General features: G+C 39.9%; 21 protein-coding genes. 4 read left to right on the plus strand and 17 right to left on the minus strand.

Annotated elements, in window-relative coordinates; all coding sequences use genetic code 11:
- Positions 1 to 2 precede the first annotated feature (2 nt).
- The 3 genes from K8P02_RS09380 to K8P02_RS09390 all read left to right on the plus strand — a co-directional run bounded on the left by K8P02_RS09380 (position 3) and on the right by K8P02_RS09390 (position 4,441).
- Complete coding sequence (locus K8P02_RS09380) at positions 3 to 611, plus strand: radical SAM protein (RefSeq protein ID WP_025867231.1); 609 nt, start codon at positions 3 to 5, stop codon at positions 609 to 611.
- 15 nt (positions 612 to 626) lie between these two features.
- Entirely contained in the window at positions 627 to 1,454 is an 828-nt protein-coding gene (locus K8P02_RS09385; RefSeq protein WP_025867230.1) for an energy transducer TonB, read from the plus strand.
- A 98-nt stretch (positions 1,455 to 1,552) separates the two neighbouring features.
- On the plus strand, positions 1,553 to 4,441 hold the full coding sequence (locus tag K8P02_RS09390) for a PD-(D/E)XK nuclease family protein (RefSeq protein WP_223382244.1): 2,889 nt from the start codon (positions 1,553 to 1,555) through the stop codon (positions 4,439 to 4,441).
- 5 nt (positions 4,442 to 4,446) lie between these two features.
- Here K8P02_RS09390 and K8P02_RS09395 read toward each other — a convergent pair whose 3' ends face one another.
- On the minus strand, positions 4,447 to 6,972 hold the full coding sequence (locus K8P02_RS09395) for a helix-turn-helix domain-containing protein (protein WP_025867229.1): 2,526 nt from the start codon (positions 6,970 to 6,972) through the stop codon (positions 4,447 to 4,449).
- A gap of 170 nt (positions 6,973 to 7,142) precedes the next feature.
- On the opposite strand from K8P02_RS09395, the gene K8P02_RS09400 reads away from it, so the two are divergent.
- Positions 7,143 to 7,778 (plus strand): DedA family protein, encoded by a 636-nt coding sequence (locus K8P02_RS09400; RefSeq protein WP_196811942.1) that lies wholly within the window; start codon positions 7,143 to 7,145, stop codon positions 7,776 to 7,778.
- Between the two features lie 89 nt (positions 7,779 to 7,867).
- Here K8P02_RS09400 and K8P02_RS09405 read toward each other — a convergent pair whose 3' ends face one another.
- The 16 genes from K8P02_RS09405 to K8P02_RS09480 form a co-directional block, all read right to left on the minus strand.
- Positions 7,868 to 8,752: a F0F1 ATP synthase subunit gamma gene (locus K8P02_RS09405; protein ID WP_002560652.1), complete on the minus strand. Its 885-nt coding sequence runs from the start codon at positions 8,750 to 8,752 to the stop codon at positions 7,868 to 7,870.
- A 164-nt stretch (positions 8,753 to 8,916) separates the two neighbouring features.
- Positions 8,917 to 10,503 carry a F0F1 ATP synthase subunit alpha gene (atpA, locus tag K8P02_RS09410; RefSeq protein ID WP_223382253.1) on the minus strand — a complete coding sequence of 529 codons (1,587 nt, stop codon included), beginning with the start codon at positions 10,501 to 10,503 and terminating at the stop codon, positions 8,917 to 8,919.
- A 163-nt stretch (positions 10,504 to 10,666) separates the two neighbouring features.
- Positions 10,667 to 11,227 (minus strand): F0F1 ATP synthase subunit delta, encoded by a 561-nt coding sequence (locus K8P02_RS09415; RefSeq protein ID WP_002560654.1) that lies wholly within the window; start codon positions 11,225 to 11,227, stop codon positions 10,667 to 10,669.
- Positions 11,228 to 11,237: 10 nt separating this feature from the next.
- The gene (gene atpF / locus K8P02_RS09420; protein ID WP_002560655.1) at positions 11,238 to 11,738 is read right to left on the minus strand and encodes a F0F1 ATP synthase subunit B; all 501 of its coding nucleotides are present in this window, start codon (positions 11,736 to 11,738) and stop codon (positions 11,238 to 11,240) included.
- 192 nt (positions 11,739 to 11,930) lie between these two features.
- The gene (gene atpE / locus K8P02_RS09425; RefSeq protein ID WP_002560656.1) at positions 11,931 to 12,185 is read right to left on the minus strand and encodes an ATP synthase F0 subunit C; all 255 of its coding nucleotides are present in this window, start codon (positions 12,183 to 12,185) and stop codon (positions 11,931 to 11,933) included.
- A gap of 62 nt (positions 12,186 to 12,247) precedes the next feature.
- Positions 12,248 to 13,354: a F0F1 ATP synthase subunit A gene (gene atpB / locus K8P02_RS09430; protein ID WP_002560657.1), complete on the minus strand. Its 1,107-nt coding sequence runs from the start codon at positions 13,352 to 13,354 to the stop codon at positions 12,248 to 12,250.
- The gene (locus K8P02_RS09435; RefSeq protein ID WP_002560658.1) at positions 13,338 to 13,769 is read right to left on the minus strand and encodes a hypothetical protein; all 432 of its coding nucleotides are present in this window, start codon (positions 13,767 to 13,769) and stop codon (positions 13,338 to 13,340) included. Before K8P02_RS09435 ends, atpB begins: the two co-directional genes overlap by 17 nt.
- Before the next feature lie 42 nt (positions 13,770 to 13,811).
- Entirely contained in the window at positions 13,812 to 14,057 is a 246-nt protein-coding gene (gene atpC, locus K8P02_RS09440; RefSeq protein ID WP_002560659.1) for an ATP synthase F1 subunit epsilon, read from the minus strand.
- Between the two features lie 17 nt (positions 14,058 to 14,074).
- Positions 14,075 to 15,595 (minus strand): F0F1 ATP synthase subunit beta, encoded by a 1,521-nt coding sequence (gene atpD, locus K8P02_RS09445; protein WP_002560660.1) that lies wholly within the window; start codon positions 15,593 to 15,595, stop codon positions 14,075 to 14,077.
- 563 nt (positions 15,596 to 16,158) lie between these two features.
- On the minus strand, positions 16,159 to 17,313 hold the full coding sequence (locus K8P02_RS09450; RefSeq protein ID WP_025867228.1) for a DegT/DnrJ/EryC1/StrS family aminotransferase: 1,155 nt from the start codon (positions 17,311 to 17,313) through the stop codon (positions 16,159 to 16,161).
- A 13-nt stretch (positions 17,314 to 17,326) separates the two neighbouring features.
- On the minus strand, positions 17,327 to 17,911 hold the full coding sequence (locus K8P02_RS09455) for an acetyltransferase (RefSeq protein ID WP_002560662.1): 585 nt from the start codon (positions 17,909 to 17,911) through the stop codon (positions 17,327 to 17,329).
- Positions 17,912 to 17,915: 4 nt separating this feature from the next.
- Positions 17,916 to 18,524, minus strand: coding sequence for a sugar transferase (locus tag K8P02_RS09460; RefSeq protein ID WP_002560663.1), 609 nt, complete (start codon positions 18,522 to 18,524; stop codon positions 17,916 to 17,918).
- A gap of 207 nt (positions 18,525 to 18,731) precedes the next feature.
- Entirely contained in the window at positions 18,732 to 19,949 is a 1,218-nt protein-coding gene (locus K8P02_RS09465) for a glycosyltransferase family 4 protein (RefSeq protein ID WP_007485208.1), read from the minus strand.
- Between the two features lies 1 nt (position 19,950).
- Positions 19,951 to 21,825 carry a heparinase II/III domain-containing protein gene (locus K8P02_RS09470; RefSeq protein ID WP_195449464.1) on the minus strand — a complete coding sequence of 625 codons (1,875 nt, stop codon included), beginning with the start codon at positions 21,823 to 21,825 and terminating at the stop codon, positions 19,951 to 19,953.
- On the minus strand, positions 21,825 to 23,948 hold the full coding sequence (locus tag K8P02_RS09475) for a bi-domain-containing oxidoreductase (protein ID WP_025867227.1): 2,124 nt from the start codon (positions 23,946 to 23,948) through the stop codon (positions 21,825 to 21,827). Before K8P02_RS09475 ends, K8P02_RS09470 begins: the two co-directional genes overlap by 1 nt.
- A 2-nt stretch (positions 23,949 to 23,950) precedes the next feature.
- Positions 23,951 to 24,991, minus strand: coding sequence for a glycosyltransferase (locus K8P02_RS09480; RefSeq protein WP_044158130.1), 1,041 nt, complete (start codon positions 24,989 to 24,991; stop codon positions 23,951 to 23,953).
- Positions 24,992 to 25,469 lie beyond the last annotated feature (478 nt).

Here is a 25,469-nt window from a genome sequence, read left to right on the forward strand (position 1 = left end):
AAATGAAAACAGCAACTCTAATAGGTATTAGCAGACATCGGCTTACCACAGACGGTGAAGGGGTGACAACACTCGTAGCATTCCACGGATGTCCCCTGCGTTGCAAATATTGCCTGAATCCCCAATCATTTGCCCAAGAGGGAGTCTGGAAACAATATGACTGTGAACAGCTCTATGAAGAAGTTAAAATAGACGAACTGTACTTCCTTGCTACCCATGGAGGTGTTACATTCGGAGGTGGAGAACCGGCACTGCAAAGTAACTTTATCAGTGAATTCAGGAGACTCTGCGGCACCGGCTGGAAAATAACCATTGAAACATCTCTGAACGTGCCACAAGAGAATATAGAAAGATTATTACCAGTGGTCGATTGTTATATCGTCGATATTAAAGATATGAATAATGATCGTTACGAAACATATACCGGGAAAAGTAATACGCGTGTCATCGAGAATCTCCGTTGGTTGGTGATACAAGGAAAAGCGAAACAAATCACTGTTCGCGTTCCTCACATCCCGTCATACAATACGGAAACAGATATAAAGAACAGTATACATCAACTGAAAGAAATCGGATTGTCCGATTTCGATCGGTTTACCTACCGGACTTAAATACAGATAATGCTTATGAAACGAGGAAAACAGACTTGTAGGATTTTAAAAGAGATCCGCCGGCAAATAGCCGAAGCGAATGATATTGAATTCATCACTTCCGAATGCCAATATCAAGGCGAGTGCTTAGGCACATGCCCCAAATGTGAAGCGGAAGTCCGTTATCTAGAACAACAGTTGGAACGGAAAAGAATGGCAGGAAAAGCAATCACAGTGTTAGGTATATCTGCAGGATTGGTGGCAACAGCACCACTGACATCATGTACAAGTCCGAAGAAACCGGATCATATTTCTACTTACGACAGTATTGCCGAAACTGATACAACGGAAACAATCTGTATGGAGATGGAAGGAGATATAGCCTTAAAAATCGATACTCCGAATATTAAAGATGTTTCAGCACCGCCTTCTATACCGATGGTGGGAGAAATTCCATGCAATTTACAAGATAGCACGGCAATAGATACACTGGTCGTAATAGACGAAGAGCCCATCGAAGGAGAAGTTCCTGAGGACAACGAAGCGTATGTGTCCGCCTGTGACAATATGCCGGAATTTCCCGGAGGTACCAAAGCCTTGATGGAATATCTGGCCCGAAACATAAAATATGAAGGCCCCATAGCACAAGGAGACATAGGCATATCCGGCCGGGTAATCATTCAAATTATCATCGACAAAGAAGGTAATGTCACTGATCCCAAGGTAGTCCGGTCCGTTGATCCTTATCTTGACAAGGAGGCATTACGCGTTGTCAGCCATATGCCTAAGTGGACACCGGGAACACAGCAAGGCAAACCGGTGGCTGTGAAATATTCTATTCCGGTAGTTTTCAGAATGCAATAATTACTAAAGTGCCGTATTTGAGTAATGAAAGCTGTCGGCAAAGCATTGGCCCTTGAGCATTATTTGCGTACGAAACTAAAATCGTTATATCATAAAGTATGAAAACATTTCTCCAACTGGTCGCTCAAGACCTTCATAGTAAAATAGGAAACGATTTATCGCGTGTAGCAATCGTTTTCCCCAACAAACGTGCCAGCTTGTTCTTCAACGAACATTTGGCTTCACAATCCGATCATCCTATCTGGTCTCCTGCTTATGTCAGCATTAGCGAATTGTTCCAGCAACTGTCCGATCAGAAACTGGGAGATCCCATCCGGTTGGTGTGTGAGTTGTATAAGATTTTTCGTGAAGAGACAAAAAGTGAAGAATCTCTGGACGACTTCTACTTTTGGGGTGAACTACTTATCAGCGACTTTGACGATGTAGACAAAAATCTTGTAGATGCAGATAAACTCTTTACCAATCTGCAGGATCTGAAAAATATTATGGATGATTTCGACTTTCTGGATAAAGAACAGGAGGATGCTATTCGTCAATTTTTCCAGAACTTCTCCATAGAAAAACATACCAAACTGAAAGAGAAATTTATTTCTCTTTGGGACAAGCTTGGGGACATTTATCGGAATTATCGTTCACAACTTGCCTCTTTAGGCATTGCTTACGAAGGAATGCTCTACCGCAATGTCATTGAAGCACTTGATACGAATGCTTTGCGGTATGACAAATATGTATTCGTAGGTTTTAATGTGCTCAACAAAGTGGAAACCCGCTTCTTCTCCCTACTACAAGAAGCAGGCAAAGCACTTTTCTATTGGGACTATGATTTGTTTTACACCCGTCTGCCCCAGCAAAGACATGAAGCAGGCGAGTTTATTCTCCGTAATCTGGAGAAGTTTCCGAATGAACTTCCCGAAACTGTATTCGATTGTCTGCGTCATCCCAAGAAAGTACGTTTCATTTCTTCTCCCACAGAAAATGCCCAGGCACGTTATCTTCCGGAATGGGTCAGAGATACATTGTTAAACAAAGACCTTCAAGAAAAGCCTTGCGAAGAAAAAGAAAACGCAGTAGTACTTTGCAATGAATCTTTATTACTTCCTGTCCTGCACTCTATTCCGTCAGAAGTAAAAAACGTCAATATCACCATGGGATTCCCATTGGCACAGACCCCGGTTTATAGTTTTATCAATGCTGTCGTTGAGTTGCAAACAACCGGTTATCATTCTGAGACTGGTCGTTACAGCTATGATACCGTACAGGCCGTACTAAAGCATCCCTATACCCGCCAAATCTCTCTCAAAGCCGAACCACTGGAACGTGAACTGACAAAGACCAACCGCTTCTATCCTCTGCCTACAGAACTGAAGCAGGATGATTTCCTATCACTGCTCTTCACCCCAAGAAGTGGTATCCGGGCAATCTGTCTTTACATCACAGAGTTACTGAAAGAAGTATCTACCCTCTATCGCCAGGAATCGGAGCAGGATGATATTTTTAATCAACTCTATCGTGAGTCATTGTTCAAGAGCTACACAATGGTAAATCGCCTGCTCAACCTGATTGAGAACGGAGAGTTACAAATACGTATCGATACTTTGAAGCGCCTGCTTAGCCGTATCCTGAATGCAGCTAACATCCCATTCCACGGTGAACCGGCTATCGGCATGCAGGTAATGGGAGTACTCGAAACCCGTAATCTTGACTTCCGTAATCTCATCATGCTTTCACTCAACGAAGGGCAATTGCCTAAGTCCAGCGGTGAGTCTTCCTTCATCCCTTACAATCTCCGTAAGGCTTTTGGTATGACAACCATCGAACACAAGAATGCAGTATATGCTTATTACTTCTATCGCCTTATACAGCGGGCAGAAAATGTAACATTGGTATATAACACTTCGTCAGACGGCTTGAACCGCGGAGAATGGTCACGTTTTATGTTACAGTTCCTTGTAGAATGGCCACACGACATCAGCCGGGAATTTCTTGAAGCCGGTCAGTCACCACAAAGCAGCCGTGATATCTGTATTGAAAAAACACCGGAAATATTGAATCGCCTCCGCAATACATACAACTTCGAATCTAATTCCAAAGCATTTGCTCTCTCTCCATCGGCGCTCAATGCCTACCTGGATTGTCGCCTGCGTTTTTATTATCGCTATGTAGCCGGACTAAAAACTCCCGATGAGGTAAGTGCGGAAATAGACTCAGCCCTGTTTGGTACCATTTTCCACCGTTCAGCAGAACTTGCTTACGGTGATTTAAGTGCTAACGGCAAAGAGATAAGAAAAGAAGATTTAGAACGCCTTCTACGTGATGACGTTCGTTTGCAAGGATACGTAGATCGTGCCTTCAAAGAAGAATTCTTCCATGTTGATCTCAACGAACGACCGGAATACAATGGAGTGCAACTGATAAACTCCAAGGTAATAGGCTCATATCTTCGGCAACTGTTACGCAATGACCTGCAATATGCACCTTTCTCTATGGTAGGTATGGAAAAAAAGGTACAGGAAGAAGTGACAGTAAATACTCCTGAAAGCCCGATAAAGATACGGATAGGCGGAACGATCGACCGCATGGATTGCAAAGGTGATACACTTCGTATTGTTGATTACAAAACAGGAGGAAGCCCCAAAACACCAACAAACATTGAACAACTGTTCACTCCCGCCGAAGGAAGACCGAATTATATCTTTCAGACCTTTTTGTATGCAGCCATCATGAGCAGGCAGCAATCCCTAAAAGTAGCTCCTGCCCTACTCTATATTCACCGGGCTGCTAATGAAAACTATTCTCCAGTTATCGAAATGGGCGAACCTCGGAAGCCAAAGATACCAGTCAATAACTTTGCCTTCTTTGAAGACGAATTCCGGGAACGGTTACAAACTCTGTTGGAAGAAATCTTTGGGAATGAAACGCCCTTTACCCAAACAGAAAACACGAAAGTCTGCGAATACTGCGACTTCCGTGCTTTGTGCAAAAGGTAAAGATCTCAATGCAACGAGGCCATCACCAACCGGATATCTGCATACGACACGTCATCTCCTAAGCCTGCTTTTATAAGCGTAATGCTTGGGGCATCGGCGTGTTGTTGTAGATACTGTGTTATTTTATCAACCTTCTCTTGTGGGACCAGATCATTAATTCTAATTACTCCCGAACGTACATAATGTTCCAGATGTCCGGCTATCGTACCGGTTACCAATTCACGGGCCTTAGCGATCTCCTCAATGTTCATGCCTTGACGGAACATAGAGAAGCTCACCTCTTTCGTGTCTTGCTTAGGAGTTTTTACTATCACTGTTGCATCCAGCTTTGTGGCAACCACCTCCTCTTTTATCTTTTTCTTAGGGGCCTCTGGCATCTCAGGACGTTCCACATTGTTCTCTTTCACATAGTTATTCACCATATTCAGTAATACATCCCCATATTTCTCGGCTCCCTTCTTTCCAAAATAAGGAATACGAACCAAAGAGGTCACGTCCACCGGCAACAAATTGACAATACCTAATATGGCTTTCTGTTGGATTATTGTATACACAGGAACTCCTGCCTGTGCGGCTTCTGAATTTCGCCAGACTATCAATTGTTTATAGAGTTCAGGATGAAGAATATCGGTAGGAACTTCTATCTTATCGGCCCTCTGTCCTCCTCTCTCCCTCTTTCCTTCTCCTCTCTCTCGTCTCCCCTCGCCATTCTCTTCTGTGATCGTCAATATAGCTTTCTGTTTCAAATAGGTTGATACGGAAAAGCCATGTTCCTCTGTTGAGGTCAGAGTTCCCTTTTTCACATGCAATGCCACCCGCAACACACCCAAGGCCTCGATGATTTTCTTCTTTACCTCTTTATTATCTGTCTGTATTTTGGTTTCAGAGACCAAAGGAAAGACTATCTCCTCCAATTTTTCTCTAAAATAACGGGCACCGGATATTAAACGACTCTGTAATTGCCGATCACCTACATAATCATCTGTCGCATTCACCAAATCTGTATACTGGATTCGAAAAGTATCTCCTACCTTCGTTATGTTTGCTTTATATAACTCATAAGCTCCTTTGTATCGTTCCAACAACTTGGGATAAAGGCGATAAAGATGTTCATCCAACAAGCGAAGCACCAATGCAAAATGCCGTTCCAACGAATGAAAGTCAAACTGCTCGCAAAGTAATTCATAAAAATACTGGCGTTGCAACTTATTCAACTTCTGCCGATCCGGAGACAACGCTTCTACCTCACGGGTAAAGTGATCAATTGTATCATCACTGATTATTGCCTCTTGTCTTAGCGGAGAACCCAACACCAACCCCTCCAGGCTTTTACAGCGACTCAATGCCACATACACTTGTCCATGAGCAAAGGAAGCATTCGCATCAATGATAGCCCGCTCAAAAGTAAGCCCCTGGCTCTTATGGATAGTGATGGCCCATGCCAAACGAACAGGATACTGCCGGAAACGTCCCTCTACCTCTTCCGTTATCTCTTTCGTTACGGGGTTCAAGGTATATTTACTATTTGTCCACTCCTCAGTCTCTAAAAGAAAGGATTCTGCATCTCCATTACCACGCACCCTAATGCCATCTTTACATACGTCTGTCACCAACCCGATCTTACCATTATAAAACCGATGTTCACCCGAAGAATCATTCTTGATAAACATAATCTGGGCCCCTTTCTTCACCGTCAATATTTCATCGGCAGGATAAGCAGACTCAGGGAATGTACCTTCCGTCTTTGCACGAAAACGATAAGACTGTCCCGGCAACGCTGTCAGCTGGCGGTCATTATACTGCTGAGCCTGATAATTATGAGTAGTCAAACGGATATAACCCTCTTCTTCTTTGGGACGAAAACCGGGAAGGTAACGTTTGTTGAGTTCGGCAAACACCGACTCATCCGCTGTATTCTCCCGTATCTTATTCAAAAGATTCAAAAAAGTGGTATCACTCTGACGATATACTTTTTTCAATTCAATCGTGACATATTCTGTCTCTTTCAACGTGCGGCTACCAAAAAAGAAAGCAGTGTCATAATACGGACTCAACAATTGCCAGTCTTCTTCTTTCACCACAGGAGCCAACTGCTGTAAGTCTCCGATCATCAGGATTTGTACACCGCCAAAAGGTTTATGGCGATCACGATATTGCCGCAGTACTGCATCGATAGCATCCAGCAGATCAGCACGTACCATACTGACTTCATCAATCACCAACAGATCCAGGCTACGTATAATGTTGATCTTCTCTTTTCCGAATTTATGAAAAGTTTGTGCCGACATAAATTTCGTATCCGGCACATAAGGTGCAAAAGGAAGTTGGAAGAAAGAGTGTATTGTCACTCCACCGGCATTGATAGCAGCAATCCCGGTAGGTGCTACAACTACCATACGTTTTGGCGATTTTGCTTTCAACTCTCTGAGAAAAGTAGTCTTTCCGGTTCCGGCCTTTCCGGTAAGAAACAGGTGGGTACCAGTATTTTCTATAAACTGCCAGGCAAGTTGTATTTCGAAATTGGTTTCCATGTATATAGTTTTTCCGTCAAAGATACTGAAATTTACAGTACCCCTGCCCCTACAGTAAGAAAATATTAATATAAATGAAACAGGAATGTAATACAGTATGCAATTTCATTTCACAAAGCTATCCCTATCTTTGCAGACATCATTTATAAAACACAATTCTTATGGACTTTATTCAGTTTATTATCGATTTCATTTTACATATCGATGTCCATTTAGCAGAACTTATAGCTCAATATGGAATATGGGTATATGCTATCTTATTCCTGATTATCTTTTGTGAAACAGGGTTAGTTGTTACTCCGTTCCTTCCGGGTGACTCACTACTATTTGTAGCCGGTGCACTGGGCTCACTCCCAACAAACAATATTAATGTACATATAATGGCACTGGCATTGATACTGGCAGCCATTCTTGGAGATTCGTCCAACTATCTGATAGGACGATTCTTCGGAGAGAAATTATTCAGTAACCGGGACTCTAAAATATTCAAACAAAGCTATCTGGAAAAGACACATGGCTTCTATGAGAAGTACGGAGGAAAAACAATTATATTAGCCCGTTTTGTACCAATAGTACGTACCTTCGCTCCTTTTGTGGCAGGTATGGGACATATGAACTACAGGCATTTTTCCGTCTTTAATGTAACCGGAGGTATAATATGGGTAGTAATCTTCATCTATGCAGGCTATTTCTTTGGTGGCCTGCCTTTTGTTCAGGAAAACCTGAAATTACTCATCCTGGGGATTATTGTAGTATCCGTACTCCCAGGAGTTATTGAAGTAATAAGAAACAAGAGAAGTAAATAAACAAATACAGAGTCAATCCTATTGATAAAAATAAAGAGCAATGTGATTGTGTTACATTGCTCTTTATTTTTATCAATCAGTCTCTTTTACTATTTCATCGATCCGCCTATTATATCCAGCAGTTCATTCGTAATAGCCTGCTGGCGTCCCTTATTATATTGCTTCGTCAGATCCTGAATCAGTTCATTTGCATTGTCCGTAGCCACCTGCATTGCCAACGTACGCGCAGCATGTTCAGATGCATTAGAGTCCATTGCAGCCGTAAAGAGTTTCTGTTTCAATACCTTCGGAATAAGATCAGCTATAAATTGCTCTCTCGAAGGTTCTACGATATAATCCTTTACCACTTTATCTTCCTCTATATCTTCTTCATGCTCTTCCTCTACTTGCGTCAGATCAATAGGCAAATAACGTTCCCGAAGCAACTCCTGCACTCCCATCGACTTAAAATGATGATAGATCAACTCTACCCGGTCTATCTCTTTGGATACAAAAAGTTCCATCAGGTGTTCGGCCAGTGCAGCTGCTTCCTGATAAGTCGGTTTATCCGCTAACTGCTGATAACTTCCTTTGGGAACAAACCCCATCTTCTTCACAGCCTCTTCTACCTTGCGTCCAACCGGATAAATAAAAATATTATCTTGTCCCAGTTTACGATATTCTCCAACTGTATGTAGAAACATTTTAATAACATTGGCATTGAAAGCTCCACACAACGAACTATTGGATGAGAACATGACAATAGCTACGCGTTTTACCTCTCTTCCTTGGATGTAAGGCGATTCTATCGAAAGTTCGCCACTAAGAAAGTTACGTAAAATCTTATTCATCTGCCTTTGATAAGGCAACATATTTTCAATGGCCCCCTGTGCTTTATGCAATTTGGCAGAAGCCACCATCTTCATTGCTGAAGTGATCTTTCGTGTACTCTGTACCGAATTTATTCTGGTTTTTACTTCTTTAAGTGAAGCCATATTCTTTAGTAGTTAGAAGTTAGTAGTAAATAGTTAATAGTAAGTAGTCAAGCAGTTAAGTAGTCAAGTAGTAAGTAGCAGATAGTTTAGCGTTAAATACAGCAGTAGTATCCTACTTACTACTTAACTACTTACTACTTGACTACTCTTTACCAACTGCTTAACTACTGAATAAATTGTTTAGCCACCATCTCTGCTGTTTCCCTGATACCTTTCTCTACATTTTCATCAATGACACCTGTTTTGAGTACATCAAGTACATCTGCCTGATGATTAATGGCAAGGCTCTCCTGAAAACTACGTTCAAAATCTTCTACCTTATCAAGAGGAACATTACGCAACAACCCATGAACACCGCAATACAAAATCGCAATTTGTTTCTCTACCGGCATCGGACTATACTGCGGCTGCACAAGCAAACGGGTGTTCTTCTGTCCCTTATCGATAATATGAGCAGTCACAGGATCCATATCGCCACTAAACTTCGTAAACGCTTCCAACTCCCGGTATTGTGCCTGGTCAATCTTCAATGTACCAGCCACCTTCTTCATGGCTTTAATCTGTGCATTACCTCCTACACGCGATACAGAAATACCTACATTGATAGCCGGACGATTACCTTGGTTAAACAGATCAGTATCAAGGAAAATCTGTCCGTCGGTAATTGAAATCACATTAGTAGGAATATAAGCAGATACGTCACCGGCTTGCGTCTCGATAATCGGTAACGCAGTCAAAGACCCACCCCCTTTTACCAATCCTTTCAAACTATCAGGAAGATCGTTCATTTCGCGGGCTACTTCCTCCTGATTAATAATCTTGGCAGCACGCTCCAATAAACGTGAATGCAGATAGAAGATATCCCCCGGATAAGCTTCACGACCAGACGGACGACGAAGAATCAGAGAAACTTCACGATAAGCAACCGCCTGTTTGGAAAGGTCATCATAAACCACCAATGCATCCCGACCGGTATCACGGAAATACTCCCCGATAGCAGCACCGGAGAATGGTGAGAAATATTGCAAAGCAGCAGGATCACCAGCCGTAGCAGCAACTACAATCGTGTAATCCATTGCACCATATTCACGTAAGGTATTTACGATTGAAGCAACTGTAGAGCCCTTCTGTCCAATAGCAACATAGATACAATATACAGGTTTACCGGCCAGATAATTCTCACGCTGGTTGATTATAGTATCAATAGCAATGGCTGTTTTACCTGTTTGACGGTCTCCAATAATCAACTCACGTTGCCCACGACCGATAGGGATCATAGCATCAACTGCTTTCAGCCCGGTCTGCAACGGTTGATTTACCGGCTGACGAAAAATAACTCCCGGCGCTTTACGCTCCAGTGGCATTTCATACAACTGTCCTCCAATCGTACCTTTACCATCCAATGGTTCCCCCAACGGATCAATAACACGCCCCAACATGCCTTCTCCTACACGGATAGAAGCAATACGTCTGGTACGTTTGACGATATAGCCCTCTTTGATTCTATCTGTAGGGCCTAATAACACAGCACCTACATTGTCTTCTTCCAGATTCATCACAATGGCTTTAATACCATTGTCAAACTCCAGCAATTCATTCGCTTCGGCATTGCGCAACCCATAGATACGCGCCACACCATCACTGACCTGCAACACGGTACCTATCTCATCAAGTTGCACACGTGTATCAATGCCTTCAAGCTGACGGCGCAGGATATCGGAGACTTCGCTTACTTTTATATTTTCAGACATAACTTTGATTTACGATTTATTCCCTACGGTCATGACCATTATCTGATCTTTAACACATAGGAACGTTAACGATTTACGATTAATATTAGTCCGATTCATGATCTTACAATCTAAACACAAAGTATTCTCAATCGTAAATCGTAAATCGTCCAATCGTAAATCCCTATACGATTCTTCTGTTCTTATCAATAAATTGTTGTTTCACTCGTTTCAGCTGGGTAGTTATACTGGCATCAAGACGATAATCATTGACATCGAATATAAAACCACCTTCAATAGACGGGTCTACCACGGTTTCCAGTTCCATCCGGGCATGAAGAATCATCCCCGCAGAGTTACGTATCCGTTCTTCTGTCTCTTTGTTGACCGCTACTGCCGTAGTAAGTCTACCCACTCCAATGTGTTTCAACTTCCGGTATAAATCCAGAAAAGATAAACAGATAAACTGCAGAAACTGTTCCCTGTTGTTTTTCAATACCAAAGTGATGAAACGTGAAAACTCACGGCTTACATTTTTATCACCGGTAGCTGCCGTACAAATCAATGAATACTTCTCACGAATGTTCAAAACAGGATTTGCCAAAGCTTCCCTCAGACGGGGAACCGCACTGAGGCTCTTCGACAACATTTTCATTTCTTTGTAAAGCACGTCTTCCGTATGCTTTTCCTTCGCATATTCAATCAGTGCTTTGGCATAACGCATTGAAACAATTCCTATATCCATACTCTTTCACTTAATTCTTACTGTCCAACACTTCATCCAGCATCCGGTCTATCATAGCCATCTGCTCACTATCTTCATTCAGATTTTTACGGATCACCTTTTCGGCAATATCTACTGAAAGTAAAGCTACCTGGCGACGAATATCACGAATAGCTTCCTCCTTTTCAATCTGAATCTGCTTCTTCACCTCATCCAATTCTTTCTGAGCTGCGGCTTCTGCTTTTTTGCGGGCCTCGTGAATTATTTTATCACGCTCCTGCATGGCCTCTTTCAAGATACGTCCCTGCTCCTTGTTAGCGGCAACCACAAGTGCTTCACCCTGTTCTTTGAGTTTAGCCAACTGGGCATTCGCTTCCCTTGCCACCTCCAAAGACTGGTCGATGTATGTTTTACGGCCATCCACCATCTTGACGATAATAGGAAAGCCATATTTTGCCAATACAACGAACACAATCCCAAACGAGAGGAGCATCCAGAATAACAGGCCACTATCGGGTAATAACAATGACATAAATTTATTTACAATTTATTCCCTACGGTCATGACCATTATCTGACCTTTAACACATAGGTACGTTGACGATTTACAATTTACGATTTAATACTCTCTACTCTTCTATTTACAAGATACAACTTACAAATCACCAATCGCCAACGCCATAACCGCATGGCAAATTGTAAATTGTAATTTGTCTAATTGTAAATTACAAGAAGAATACCAACAGACAAACAACTACTGCCAACAAAGCCACACCTTCTATCAGCGCAGCAGCAATAATCATATTCATACGAATATCGCCTGAAGCTTCCGGTTGACGGGCAATAGCTTCCATTGCCGAACCACCGATTTTACCAATACCCAAACCTGCACCGATAACGGCAAGACCAGCTCCAATTGCTGCTCCCAATTTTCCGATAGCAGCACCTGCGGCTGCTTGTAATAAGACTGATAGTAACATAATTTTCAGTTTTAAAATGGTTTATATTATTAATTTAAAATTCAGATTAGTCAAACTCACTTTTATTCAGTAGCTTCTTCCGACTTTCCACCCTCTTGCGCCAGTCCGATAAACACAGCAGACAACATGGTAAATACATAAGCCTGAATAAAAGCCACCAACAACTCAAGTGCATTCATAAATATATTAAACAACACAGAAGCAACAGTCAACGTACCGTTCAAAGCAGGCCCCATACTTGCCGAGATAAAGATAAGACAAGTCAATACCAACATCGCCATATGTCCCGAAAGCATATTTGCAAACAGACGGATCATCAAAGCAAATGGTTTGGTAAATACACCGAAAAACTCAATAAACGGCATCATCGGTATAGGCACTTTCAACCACCAGGGTACATCAGGCCAAAAAATATCTTTCCAGTAATGTTTGGATCCGAAGATATTTACAGCAAGGAAAGTACAGATAGCCAGCACCATTGTTATGGCAATATTACCTGTTACATTTGCTCCTCCGGGAAAGAAAGGTATCAATCCCATAATATTATTAATGAAAATAAAGAAGAAAGCTGTCAATAAATAAGGAGCAAATTTTTTATAATTAGGACCTACACAACTCTTTATTACATCATCATGTATCATCATGATAAACATCTCCATAAAGCCTACAAAACCACCTGGTGCCGCTGCACCCTGTTCACGTTTACGATACCAATGTGCCACACCCAAAATAATGATCAACAACAGAGCACTGTTTATCAACAATGACAAAGTAACTTTAGTAATAGAAATATCCCATGGACGTATTTCCTCACCAGCTGCATCATGTTCTATTATTTTGCCCTCATAGCGGCTTCCTGCGGGAGCAATAGAAAATCCTTCGTAGGTTCCCCCATTCTCTTCTAATCGTGAAGACAAAAATGAATGCCAGCCACTATTAGAACTGTATACAATCACAGGCAATGGAATTGTAATGTGAGTATCCCCCCACGTAGTGATATGCCACTCATAGGAGTCTCCGATATGGCCAAAGACTATGCTCTTCACATCAACTGTGTTCTCCTTTTGCTCCTGAGGGGTAATATCATCTTCCTGCGCCACTGCAGGAGAAGCAATCAGCAACCCAAGTATGAGGAGTAATCCTGTGAATATGTTATGCAACTGTTTCATTTTTTGTTTTATTTTTCTTTTGTCGTTTCTTATTCAGTTCATAACCGGCAAAGAAACTTGTCTCAAATATCAAATACAGCAGATAGTACACTATAAAAGTAAGCATAAATGCCACTGCCTCTTCTCTAACTACCATACAATAAACAACAAGCACTATAACAGATAAAATCATTTTAAGCACTTTCATAGCCAAATGCAGCAGCAATATCTTGTCCGGAGCAAACCTCCTGCAAGCATCGAACATATAAATATTAAATACTCCAAAAATATAGAAGTATATCGGAATTAACGGATATCCTCCAAAATAATGTTCGGGCACCAAAGAGAAGTAAGTCACACCACCCACCCCACTCAATAAGAGAGTAAGGATCGTAAGATAGAGCAAATACTTACGCTTCGTTAAACTAATGTTCATCTTATATCGCTGTGTTTTTCTGTTAATCTTATTTTTGTCTTGTCAGGAGATGCACACAGAAACCGTTTCATCACTCATCTCTACAAAACCACCTTCTATATCAAGCGTACACTCTTCATTATCCTCCGTCACATAACTCAACTTTCCTTCCTTTAAAGAAGAGACAATCGGAGCATGCTGTGGCAGAATAGTGAACGAACCTATAACTCCGGGCAGCGTCACGCTATTCACTTCCCCATTATATATCTCTTTTTCCGGAGAAACAATACTCAAATGCAGCCTTTTCATTAACTATTATTTTTTAATTATTTATTTGCCTGTTCAAGCAACTGCTTACCCTTCTCAATAGCCTCCTCTATTGTACCTACATTCAAGAAAGCCTGTTCCGGCAAATTATCAACTTCACCATCCAGAATCATACGGAATCCCTTTATCGTATCCTCTATAGAGACCATCACTCCCGGTACTCCTGTAAACTGCTCAGCCACAGCAAAAGGTTGCGATAGGAATCGCTGCACACGACGCGCACGGTTTACAATTGTACGGTCTTCATCCGAAAGTTCCTCCATACCCAGAATGGAGATAATATCCTGTAATTCCTTATTACGCTGAAGAATCTGTTTTACCCTTTGAGCCACCTCATAATGTTCCTGCCCTACGATATGCGGATCAAGAATACGAGAAGTAGATGCCAACGGGTCTACGGCCGGATAAATACCCAATTCCGTAATTTTACGGTCGAGTACGGTTGTTGCATCCAAATGCGTAAAAGTTGTTGCCGGTGCCGGGTCAGTCAAGTCGTCAGCCGGTACATATACAGCCTGTACAGAAGTAATAGAACCATATCGGGTTGAAGTAATACGTTCCTGCATGGCTCCCATTTCCGTAGCCAAAGTCGGCTGATAACCTACTGCCGAAGGCATACGTCCCAGCAATGCTGATACTTCAGAACCTGCTTGTGTAAAACGGAAAATATTATCAATAAAGAACAGAATATCCTTCGGACCTTCATCTCCCGAATGCATATCACGGAAAGACTCAGCTACTGTAAGTCCCGATAAAGCTACTGAAGCACGTGCGCCCGGCGGTTCATTCATCTGACCGAACACCAGAGATACCTGCGACTTCTCCACTTCTTCATAGTCCACCTTCGAAAGATCCCAATGCCCCTTCTCCATGCTTTCCTTAAAAGCTTCTCCATAGCGTATAACTCCAGACTCAATCATTTCACGAAGCAAGTCATTACCCTCACGCGTACGCTCTCCTACTCCGGCAAAAACAGAGAATCCGTTATGCTTTTTAGCAATGTTATTAATTAACTCCTGAATAAGCACCGTTTTACCCACACCGGCACCACCAAATAAACCAATCTTACCACCTTTTGAATAAGGCTCCAACAAGTCGATTACTTTGATACCTGTATAGAGTACTTCCTGTACAGTTGTTAAATCTTCAAATTTAGGGGGATCACGGTGAATAGAATAGGCTCCTTTACGGCTGAGTTCTCTCATACCATCAATAGAGTCGCCAACGACATTCATAAGTCGTCCTTTAATTTGCTCACCTACCGGCATAGTAATAGGGCCACCTGTCGGATATACTTTCATACCACGTTGCAGTCCGTCTGTGCTATCCATTGCAACGGTTCTTACCGTATTTTCACCAATGTGTTGCTGCACCTCTACAATCAGAATTTTGCCATTCGGTCTTCTTATCTCCAATGCGTCGTGTATACTTGGCAACACAATCTCAGCTTCCGTAGTTTCAAAGTACACATCAACCACAGGCCCGATTACCTGAGAGATATGTCCGATAATCTGTGACATAAGCAATCTTTTTATATATTATTTTCTAAACTTCGTAGTATAGTAAGCCGCGTTTTTACCAACTTTACTATAAACATAACATCTGAGTTTTTCTTTTGTTCACTAACGTACACAAACAAGTAGTTAGACAAACAACTTTGCAAATGTAGAAACAAATGTGACTCATTATTCTGATTTGCTTTTTTTTTGTTTTAGATAACATTCGTTAGTCTAAAAAATCCTACTTTTTGACCTAAATTCACAGTAAAACAGAAGTATTATAATCAAATTATCATTCAGAGATTTATTTCATCAAAAAAAACGTTTTCATATAAAAGAGTTTTTTCCTTTCTACGACGGAGTCAACAGATTAGGTTAAAAGAGAAAAAGTAAAATAGACAACGAGTTTCGTGTCCGAACACGTAATAATTCTATGTATAATGCCGATCACACAAGAAATACAACAACAATAGAGTCCCCAAAAGGCTATATTAATTTTTGCAAATAATAAAAAAATCTCCCGGCAGATTCTTTTTACAGATCTACCGGGAGATTACTTTATTCTATAATGTAGAATGGAGTTACTACATCCCTACAATCACTTCTACTACCCTTCTGATATCATCATCGGTCAACGTAGGTCCCGAAGGCAGACACAAACCGATATCAAACAAATGCTCACTCGTACCGTTTCCATAAAAAGGAGCATCCTTAAATACCGGTTGCAGATGCATCGGCTTCCACAACGGACGGGTCTCTATATTCTCTGTATCCAGCTTCAGACGAATATCCTCACGGGTTTTACCTGCTATCGAAGGATCAACCAGGATACAAGTCAGCCAAAAGTTAGAATTGAAATTATTGTCTGGGTTTTCCATAACAGTTATCCCATCTATATTCTTAAAGAGCTCTGTATACAAAGCATGAATCGCCCGTCTGCGTGCCACATGTTCCTCCAGCACAAACATCTGTCCACGGCCAATACCCGCACAAATGTTGCTCATACGATAGTTATAACCAATATGTGTATGCTGATAATGCGGAGCTGCATCACGAGCCTGTGTAGCATAAAACTTTGTAAGTTTAGCTTCCTCTTCCGTTTTACACACCAAAGCACCACCACCCGAAGTAGTGATCATCTTATTGCCATTGAAAGAAAGTGCAGCCAATTCTCCAAACGTACCGCATTTCCGCCCGTTCAATTCCGAACCTAAGGCTTCAGCAGCATCTTCTAATACAGGGATATCATAACGCCCGGCTATCTTCATAATCTCATCCATCTTGGCAGGCATACCATACAGATGCACGGGAATAATTGCTTTCGGCAGTTTTCCTGTTTTTCTCAAACGGTCTTTGATAGCCTCCTCCAATAATACGGGGTCCATATTCCAGGTATCCGTCTCACTATCCACAAACACAGGTCTTGCTTCCAGATAAGAAATGGGATTGGCAGAAGCAGCAAAAGTGAAACTTTGGCAAATCACTTCATCTCCCGGTTTTACACCAAGAAGTATTAATCCTAAATGAAGTGCAGCCGTACCGGCACTCAATGCTACAACCCTTCTATCACTGTCAATTGTCAATTGTCCATTGTCAACTAAGAATTGCCTTAGCGATTCTTCAAAAGCGTCTACGTTAGGTCCCAAAGGAACAACCCAGTTCGTATCAAAAGCCTCTTTTATAAAGTCTTGCTCACGGCCACCCATGTGAGCAAGCGAAAGCCAGATTCTCTTGTTCATTTTATTTCTATATTTATAAGTTCTTTATTATCTTACAGCGATTACCCACCGCCAATACATGATCCGGAATATCTTTGGTTACAACAGAGCCAGCGCCTATCACACTCCAACTACCAATTTTCACACCTGGAGCTATTGTAGATCCGGCACCAATCAACGTACCTTCGCCCACATATACATTGCCACAAAGTGTAGAGTGCGGAGCGATATGTACATAATCACTTATTGTACAATCATGATCAACTGACGCACCGGTATTAATAATACAATGTTTCCCAATACTGACACAAGATTGAATAATGGCACCCGGCATTACAACGCTACCTAAATGAATGTTTGCGACTTGTGAAACAATAGAAAGCGGATGAATAGCCCGGCCGAACTCTACTGACAACATCTTCGCAATATTAGAGCGTATCCTGTTGTTTCCGATACTGATTATCAACGGTCCCCGGACTTCCGACGGACGTAGTACGGGATAATCAAGAAGATGAGTAAGCGACTCATCATCATCAAACAAAGCTTCAATCGATTCATGATTAGCTTTTAAAATATCAATGATCACTTTGGCATGACCACTTGCACCATATAAATACATTCGTTTAATTATTTCCAGTAAAAGGTTCCATTGTAACAGAAGTATCAGAACTGATTCCTTCACGAACAAAAACCTTCCTGATAGTCAAGAGGAAGATCTTCAAATCCAACAGAAAAGAACAATGATCCACATACCACACATCCAATTCAAACTTCTTCGTCCAAGAGATGGCATTACGACCATTCACCTGTGCCCAACCGGTTATACCCGGACGAACCTCGTGACGTCGGGCTTGCTCTTTACTGTATAAAGGTAAATATTGAGGTAATAAAGGACGAGGACCTATCAAAGCCATATCTCCTTTTAGCACATTTATCAATTGGGGTAATTCGTCAATAGAAGTAGAACGGACAAATTTACCTACTTTTGTCAGACGCTGTTCATCAGGTAAAAGATTACCTTTTGAATCACACTCATCCGTCATGGTTTTGAATTTTATAACTTTGAAGATTTTGCCATCTCTGCCGGGACGATTTTGCAAGAAGAAAACACCCGCACCTTTATTAGCAAAATGTAACCAAAGGGTAATAATGAAAAGTACAGGAAAGCAAATCACCAAAGCACAAAAAACAAGACTAAAGTCAATTAAACGTTTCAAAAAAGAACGATACATATATTATAGCCAGAATTAAAAAATTAGAGCTTGTTTAAATTTTGCTCGATACTGTTTTGAGATTTGTTTTCGAGGGTATTTTTCAGTTTTTATGAGGAGCATAGCGGGCTATGTGACGAATAAAAACGGGAAAATAGACCGAAAAGAAAATCAAAACAGGTCGATAAAGCCTATATAAAATTATTTCAGGAAAATTTAAACAGGCTCTTAATCTGTCGAAGAAATTTCTTCAAGAAACGATACAAAATCATCAGCCAGTTTTATTCTTGAGAAATTAGCTTCTGCAAATCTCCTTGCATTTTGTCCGGCATTCATTCTATAATTATCATTATCTACCAGCTTAATCAAACCATCCGCAAAAGCTTTTGCATTATTCGGTGGTACCACTACTCCCAATTCATTTTCTTCAATCATATCGGCCAACCAACCGGGATAATTATTCAAAACAGCTAATCCCGATGAGATATAATCAAAAAATTTATTAGGTGAAGTTCCATAGTAAAATGCAGGAACATTCGCCAATACCATTAACCCCACATCTGCCGATGCAACAATTGCATTTAATTCTTTCTTAGGTATCGGGGCATAAAACCGACAATTATCCAGTTTTTCTCTTTCCACCCGTTCCTGTAGATGAGGTTTCATTTTTCCATCCCCGATAAACGCCAATACAATATCATTTCTGCCTCTATTTTTTAATTCATTTGCAGCATCCAATATCGCATCCAACCCATTAGCAATTCCATGTGCTCCTGTAAATACAGCAACTTTGTCTGTTGATTTTATACCCTTTAACTTCAAAAACTCTCTTGGAGCGGGTTTAAATATATCCAAATCGCACCCGTTGGGTATCATAGCTATGCGTTTTCCTGATTGACTACGCTTTCGAATACCTTCACAAATCCCCGGTGAAAGTCCCACACAAGCATCCGAATAATGATAACTTAACCATTCCAGAACACTCATTCCCCATAAAAGTAGCGGATTCTTCATCCCCAATGCTTTAGGAAGTTCCGGCCATAAATCGCGTACCTCGAATATAAATTTCTTCCTTCGGAACAGTTTCATCACAATTCCCGGAATACCAGCCGTCAATGGCGTTGAAGTGGCAAACAATAAATCGTACTCTTCTTTTAATGCGATTTGTACTCCTTTCCAGCCAAACTTTATAAACGTTAATGCTCTTTTAGCTATCCCATCCTTATTCGAATAGGGCAAAGCTATTTGTATCACGTCAATTCCATCTACCATCCCTCTGTGCACATTTTTCATTTGAGTGCGCGGTAAGTCCAACTTTGCAGTTTCACCACATACCATGCAAACCGAATGTCCACGTTCAACGAGCCGTTTTGCCAATTCATAAGATCGTGTACCTCCAGCCTGAGTAGGAACCGTAAAATGTTGATGAAAATAAAGAACTTTCATTTTAAATCACTTGAATAATTGTTGTTATAGATTCTGAATCACTTATAAATTCGATTTCTTTATTCTCTTTTTTTTGTCCATAATATTCAGAGCACATACCCTTAGACGAAATATAATTATGCTCTACAGATTTAAAGTCTATTCTTGAAGATTGGGTATGCCACAGTTGGCGTATTTTGCTCCCTTGAGGTTTATTCAAAACAATATCCTCAACCATCCATTCCGGAGCATTTTTCTTCTTTATAATCTTTCTTGAATGAGCTATATCGTGTCCTAATTGCCTGAAACAACTTACTACTCCCGAAAAACAATAAGAATCATCCAACTCCTGTATAGAGGCCTTTAAAGCTTGCGACCAATAAAACCACATAAATCTTGCCCCTTTCAACATTTGGTTATTATTGCCCAACATGATTGTGTTGTGAGATTGGGTCCCCATAAAGTAATTGATATCCGAAGCATCCGTATTATACTTATAACTACCTCCATCCATCAATATATTTTCTCCTTTATACCAAACATCCATATGCAAATTATCTGCATGTGCCGGACGATCCTTATATTTACCGCAACGAATAAAAGTCAATGTATCCTGTTCACGTATCAAATAGTACCCTCCTACATCAAAAGAGATACATCCTATCTTCTGCTTGAGAGGAGCAAATTCAGCATGTATACAATTCCGATTATTTGCATACCAACCTCTATCCTCATATACATCATCATAAAGATTTTCACCGGTAAGCAGGTAATGAAGTGCATCAAGCTGAGGACGGTAATCTCTATAATCCGAATCATTTAATTTAAAAAACAGAGCTCCATCATTCGAACCATAATTAGGTAAATATCCATTTGATAATTCCTGGCACTGATATAGAAAATTGACAGATTGATAAGCGCGCTGATAGACATGTTCGCTAAAACATTCTCCATTCCTTTGAGCAAGAGCAATGCCCCATGTCAGTAATTGAATCACCACCCTGTGATAATTCATACTAAACTGGAGGTAAGTCCCATCTTCTGCTATCTGATATTCGATTTCTTTTTCGAACCACTTTTTTCCCTTCGATTTCCATAACTTCGCATCCGGAAACCATGGAAAAAGTAAACCTACAATATACAATGTTAATGTCTCTGTTATAGCATGATTATTACGAACTGCTATTCTTGAGAAATTAATATTACCATAGACGTGCTTTATCTGCCAGTATATGGAATTTATGATCTTCTGAAAACAACTTTCTGTTAAAAGAGGAGATGATTTGTAATAATACAGAGCAAAAATCCAATTGAGAACCCTTAACGAAATCTCTTGACTACACTTATAATTCGGTCCGCAATTCAGAGGATTTTTATCAATCCAGTCCTGTATCTGATCAAATACGAACTGACTATGATCTTCGCCGGTTGAGTGGTCATATCTTATCACCGTATAGAGATATGAGAATCTTGACTTCTCCCATACATACTTGATATCTCCGGCTTCTTGTACAATGTCTTCCACCTCTGTCCAATGCTTGGATACGTCATATTTATAATTTGTATCAGGATTAGTCACCCAATCATAATCAGTACCCAAATCATACCATGCAGATGAAAAAAAACAGCACTCCCCTTTTACAACCCGATGGAAATCAGAAGCCAAATTATTTATATGTACGCTACTGAATGAGACCTCTTTTGACGAATCAAAGAAGAACGGTAGTGCTTTCTCTTTCCATTCCTCCAATGAAAAAAACTTCTGCAACGTATAGTTCACCGGATATCTAAACCGTAATAAACCCGATTTACGTTGCATTTCATAAGAGGCACGAAATAAAAAATATCTTCCTCCCATATTTTTCAATATTTGGGAGTAGAGATTGAGTCGATTCATCACTTGACCTCTATCCAGCTATTCTGCTTCAAACTTTCGATACAAGCAAACGAAGCTTTAGTAGTATTAAGAATAGAATCGAAACTAATCAGTTCCTCTCCACCTTTAATGATTCTTTCGTTCAGCAAAGCAAACTGAGCAGTGTGTCCTTTATCCATCGTGCTTTTCATTTTACTGAACTCCTTAAACCCATATCCTCTTAACTCTCTCCAGTTATCCAGAACCAACGTTTTTTCTTGTGAGTACACTTCTATTCTTTCTTTCGAATAAGCTTTACTACCATTGGCAAAATAGTTTATCACGGCATTTGATCCGTTCTCATATCTCAATATGATACTTACATTATCCGTATTTTCAGCAGGAGTTACCCCCATCGAATTCATACAAACAGATACAACTTTACTATCAGCCAGGTACGAACACAAATCAATAAAGTGGCAAGCCTCTCCAATAATACGCCCTCCTCCAACTTCCAAATCATGCACCCACACATCTGATGGAATAAAACCAGCATTCATAGTGGCTATTATATTTTTGACTCCTTGTCCAGATAACTGTTTCATTTTCTGAGCAAAAGGAGAAAAGCGACGATTAAACCCAACAGTTAATGTAATACCCTTTCCACTAACCTTTTTATAAGCATTTGTAATTTCCTGCAACTCCTGATCTGTCAAGCACAAAGGTTTCTCAACAAAAACACTTTTGCCGGCTTGTAATGACTCCAATACCATAGAAGCATGCAAGTTGTGCCGGGTTGTAATCATTACTAAATCTACCTCCTTATCTGACAAAATCTCTTTATAATCAGAAGTCGCTTTCAAAGCACCTGATTTCTTTGCCAATATTTTAGCAGATAACCCTTGAGCGCTGGCAATGTATCTTATCCTCGCTTTGGCTTTCATCAAAGCAGGAATCATTGTTGCAGAAGTAAAGTTACCTGCCCCTATTATCCCTATCTGACCTGCAGAAGCCGAAAAAGTAGAAGAGTTCACATCAATAACAGAATCTGCTACCGTATCTTCCGGATATTTAATAATAGAAGCAATGGAGCCATGCTTACGCATATCACCATAAATCAAATTATAATCTTTCAATTCTACCTCTTCCGTAACCAACGACTTTACGTCCAAATTACCCATTGAGATAGCTTGCAATATCGTATCAAAATTTCTCTTCTCCGTCCATCTCACAAAAGGCAACGGATAATCAATTCCCTTATTTTCATAATTCTCATCATAACGTCCGGGACCATATGAACATGACACCTGAAAAGTGAGCTCTTTCTTATAAAAATCATCTCTGCGTATATCGAGACCTATCACCCCGACAAGTACTATACGTCCTCTCTTACGAGACATCTCAGCGGCCTGATGAATGACATCATTCGTTTTGGCAGAAGCAGTTATCAGAACAGCATCTGCACCTATCTGATCAGTCTCTTCCATTACAAACTTTACAGGATCTGTCCCTTTAGCCGGATTTATAGCAACAATCCCCTTTGCCCGTGCCAATTGTATTTTCTCTTCATCAAAATCTATTCCGATAACCTTACAACCATTTGCTTTCAATAATTGTGCAGCTATCAGTCCAATCAGTCCCAATCCTGTTACAACTACCGTTTCTCCTAATTGCGGATTTAACAATCGGATACCTTGTAATCCTATCGAACCTATCACTGTAAATGCAGCTTCTTCATCCGATACATTATCGGGAACTTTTGCCACCAAATTTTTAGGAACACAAACAAATTCGGCATGTTGGCCATTAGAGGCTACCCTATCTCCAACCTTTAGCTCTGTAACCCCTTTTCCAATAGCCACAACTGTACCTACATTGCAATAACCTAAAGGTAAAGGTTGCCCAAGTTTATTAAACACGGCTTCCAAAGTAGGTTGCAAACCATCCGTTTTTATTTTATCTAACACTTGCTTTACTTTGTCCGGCTGTTGACGAGCTTTCTCTATCAAATTGGCTTTACCAAACTCTACAAGCATTCGTTCAGTACCTAAAGATACCAAAGATCTTGAAGTCTTAATTAATACACTGCCCGACTTCACTTGTGGTGACGGAACTTCTTCGAGCATAGTTTGCCCGGATTTCATATCTTGAATGATTTGTTTCATTATTACATTACTGATTTATAAATATTTAAAATTTCGTCCACTGTATTATCACTAATATAAATCTTATCCTTTACTAAAATATTTCGATTCATATAACAATCCCAAACTTTCTGTTTCAAATCTTCAAAATTTCTATTTCCAAATAAAATAGCTTCTTTAGGTCTAACACAAACATCACTTGCTATTGCCAATGTACCGCAAAATAGAGCTTCTTTCACTGATATACCCTCTATATCAGTAGAAGTAGGTCGAATAAACAAATCTGACAATTTCCAAACTTCAAAACCATTAGATAACTCTTTTTGTACTATTAAAATATTATTTTCTAAACCCCAATCTACAATTTTAGATAAACATCTATTATAATATTCTACATCACCAATAGCTGGTAAACAGAAAATTAAACCTACATCGACTTTCTCATCTTTCAACTCTTTAACAAGCCTTATTAGTAAATCCAATCCATATACATCAATATTATTCTCCAAACGTAATTTATAGGCATTTGCAGACAATACAAAAGCATGATTATTTCTGAAATTATGTATATCAGCACTCAAACCTTTATATTCCATTTTCATAGGAGGGAAAAAGGCAGGCAATATAAAAATATGTTTTGACTCACATTGAAATGATTCAATCAATTTATCCTTATAATCTTGATCATTTAAAATAATAAAAGCAGAACTTCGTAGAAACCTTTTTATTACTTTCTTTTTAACAAAAGAAGTCTCTTTTATTAAGTTTTTATTATGGATAGTAACCCCAACCCTATGTCTAAAACCAAACAAAATAAATAAGAAGAACGCCAATACATTATTAGAATGTAAATGGATTACTCTTCTGGATCCAAACAATAATTTAACAAATTCAACCCAGAAATTATTTAAAGGCTTTATATAGGTAAATGGAGGTAAAGTCTTTCCAAAATTTCTAAGAATAATGGAATCATCCTTTTCATGTAAATAATGAATTAATCTATAAATATGAATGGAGACCCCTCCAATGGGAGGAGGATAGGTTCCCCAAAGTTCTATACGCATATAACTTATATTTAATAAATCGCTAAGAAAACCATAACTCAAGTTTTACTATGTATTCAATAGAAATCAACAAATATTATATCCTGTATTTTTTATATTGCGTTCAATCATTCTTTGAGATTTTCAAAATATTAAAAGACAAGTATAGGTATTCCTACAAATTTTATTTATTTTTCAAACTCAAAAAAAATAGACAATACAGATAAGGTAATACAGATATATTTATCAACTTAACCATTAGAATTGAAATATAATTAATTGTCCTATAACCCATACAAAATTGTTTATTAAGTAAACTACTTGTATTTATAGTGTTAAACACAAAAAGTAATACTACTGTAACAGTTATACAGACCCACAACGCAGGATATATTCTAAAAAATCTATTCTTGAAATATTGCTTCAAATTTGCGTTTCTACTAAGCGAACCATATATCAAAAGCCCCACTAATTATAAATAAAACAGTAACACCAGGGA

This window comes from Bacteroides nordii (genome assembly GCF_019930665.1).
Lineage (GTDB): Bacteria > Bacteroidota > Bacteroidia > Bacteroidales > Bacteroidaceae > Bacteroides > Bacteroides nordii.

What these genes read in the sequence shown, in the direction of transcription:
- K8P02_RS09380 (WP_025867231.1), top strand. Translation starts at nt 3, where the DNA reads ATGAAAACAGCAACTCTAATAGGTATTAGCAGACATCGGCTTACCACA.
- K8P02_RS09385 (WP_025867230.1), top strand. Translation starts at nt 627, where the DNA reads ATGAAACGAGGAAAACAGACTTGTAGGATTTTAAAAGAGATCCGCCGG.
- K8P02_RS09390 (WP_223382244.1), top strand. Translation starts at nt 1,553, where the DNA reads ATGAAAACATTTCTCCAACTGGTCGCTCAAGACCTTCATAGTAAAATA.
- K8P02_RS09395 (WP_025867229.1), bottom strand. Translation starts at nt 6,972, where the DNA reads ATGGAAACCAATTTCGAAATACAACTTGCCTGGCAGTTTATAGAAAAT.
- K8P02_RS09405 (WP_002560652.1), bottom strand. Translation starts at nt 8,752, where the DNA reads ATGGCTTCACTTAAAGAAGTAAAAACCAGAATAAATTCGGTACAGAGT.
- atpA (WP_223382253.1), bottom strand. Translation starts at nt 10,503, where the DNA reads ATGTCTGAAAATATAAAAGTAAGCGAAGTCTCCGATATCCTGCGCCGT.
- K8P02_RS09415 (WP_002560654.1), bottom strand. Translation starts at nt 11,227, where the DNA reads ATGGATATAGGAATTGTTTCAATGCGTTATGCCAAAGCACTGATTGAA.
- atpF (WP_002560655.1), bottom strand. Translation starts at nt 11,738, where the DNA reads ATGTCATTGTTATTACCCGATAGTGGCCTGTTATTCTGGATGCTCCTC.
- atpE (WP_002560656.1), bottom strand. Translation starts at nt 12,185, where the DNA reads ATGTTACTATCAGTCTTATTACAAGCAGCCGCAGGTGCTGCTATCGGA.
- atpB (WP_002560657.1), bottom strand. Translation starts at nt 13,354, where the DNA reads ATGAAACAGTTGCATAACATATTCACAGGATTACTCCTCATACTTGGG.
- K8P02_RS09435 (WP_002560658.1), bottom strand. Translation starts at nt 13,769, where the DNA reads ATGAACATTAGTTTAACGAAGCGTAAGTATTTGCTCTATCTTACGATC.
- atpC (WP_002560659.1), bottom strand. Translation starts at nt 14,057, where the DNA reads ATGAAAAGGCTGCATTTGAGTATTGTTTCTCCGGAAAAAGAGATATAT.
- atpD (WP_002560660.1), bottom strand. Translation starts at nt 15,595, where the DNA reads ATGTCACAGATTATCGGACATATCTCTCAGGTAATCGGGCCTGTGGTT.
- K8P02_RS09450 (WP_025867228.1), bottom strand. Translation starts at nt 17,313, where the DNA reads ATGAACAAGAGAATCTGGCTTTCGCTTGCTCACATGGGTGGCCGTGAG.
- K8P02_RS09455 (WP_002560662.1), bottom strand. Translation starts at nt 17,911, where the DNA reads ATGTATTTATATGGTGCAAGTGGTCATGCCAAAGTGATCATTGATATT.
- K8P02_RS09460 (WP_002560663.1), bottom strand. Translation starts at nt 18,524, where the DNA reads ATGTATCGTTCTTTTTTGAAACGTTTAATTGACTTTAGTCTTGTTTTT.
- K8P02_RS09465 (WP_007485208.1), bottom strand. Translation starts at nt 19,949, where the DNA reads ATGAAAGTTCTTTATTTTCATCAACATTTTACGGTTCCTACTCAGGCT.
- K8P02_RS09470 (WP_195449464.1), bottom strand. Translation starts at nt 21,825, where the DNA reads ATGAATCGACTCAATCTCTACTCCCAAATATTGAAAAATATGGGAGGA.
- K8P02_RS09475 (WP_025867227.1), bottom strand. Translation starts at nt 23,948, where the DNA reads ATGAAACAAATCATTCAAGATATGAAATCCGGGCAAACTATGCTCGAA.
- K8P02_RS09480 (WP_044158130.1), bottom strand. Translation starts at nt 24,991, where the DNA reads ATGCGTATAGAACTTTGGGGAACCTATCCTCCTCCCATTGGAGGGGTC.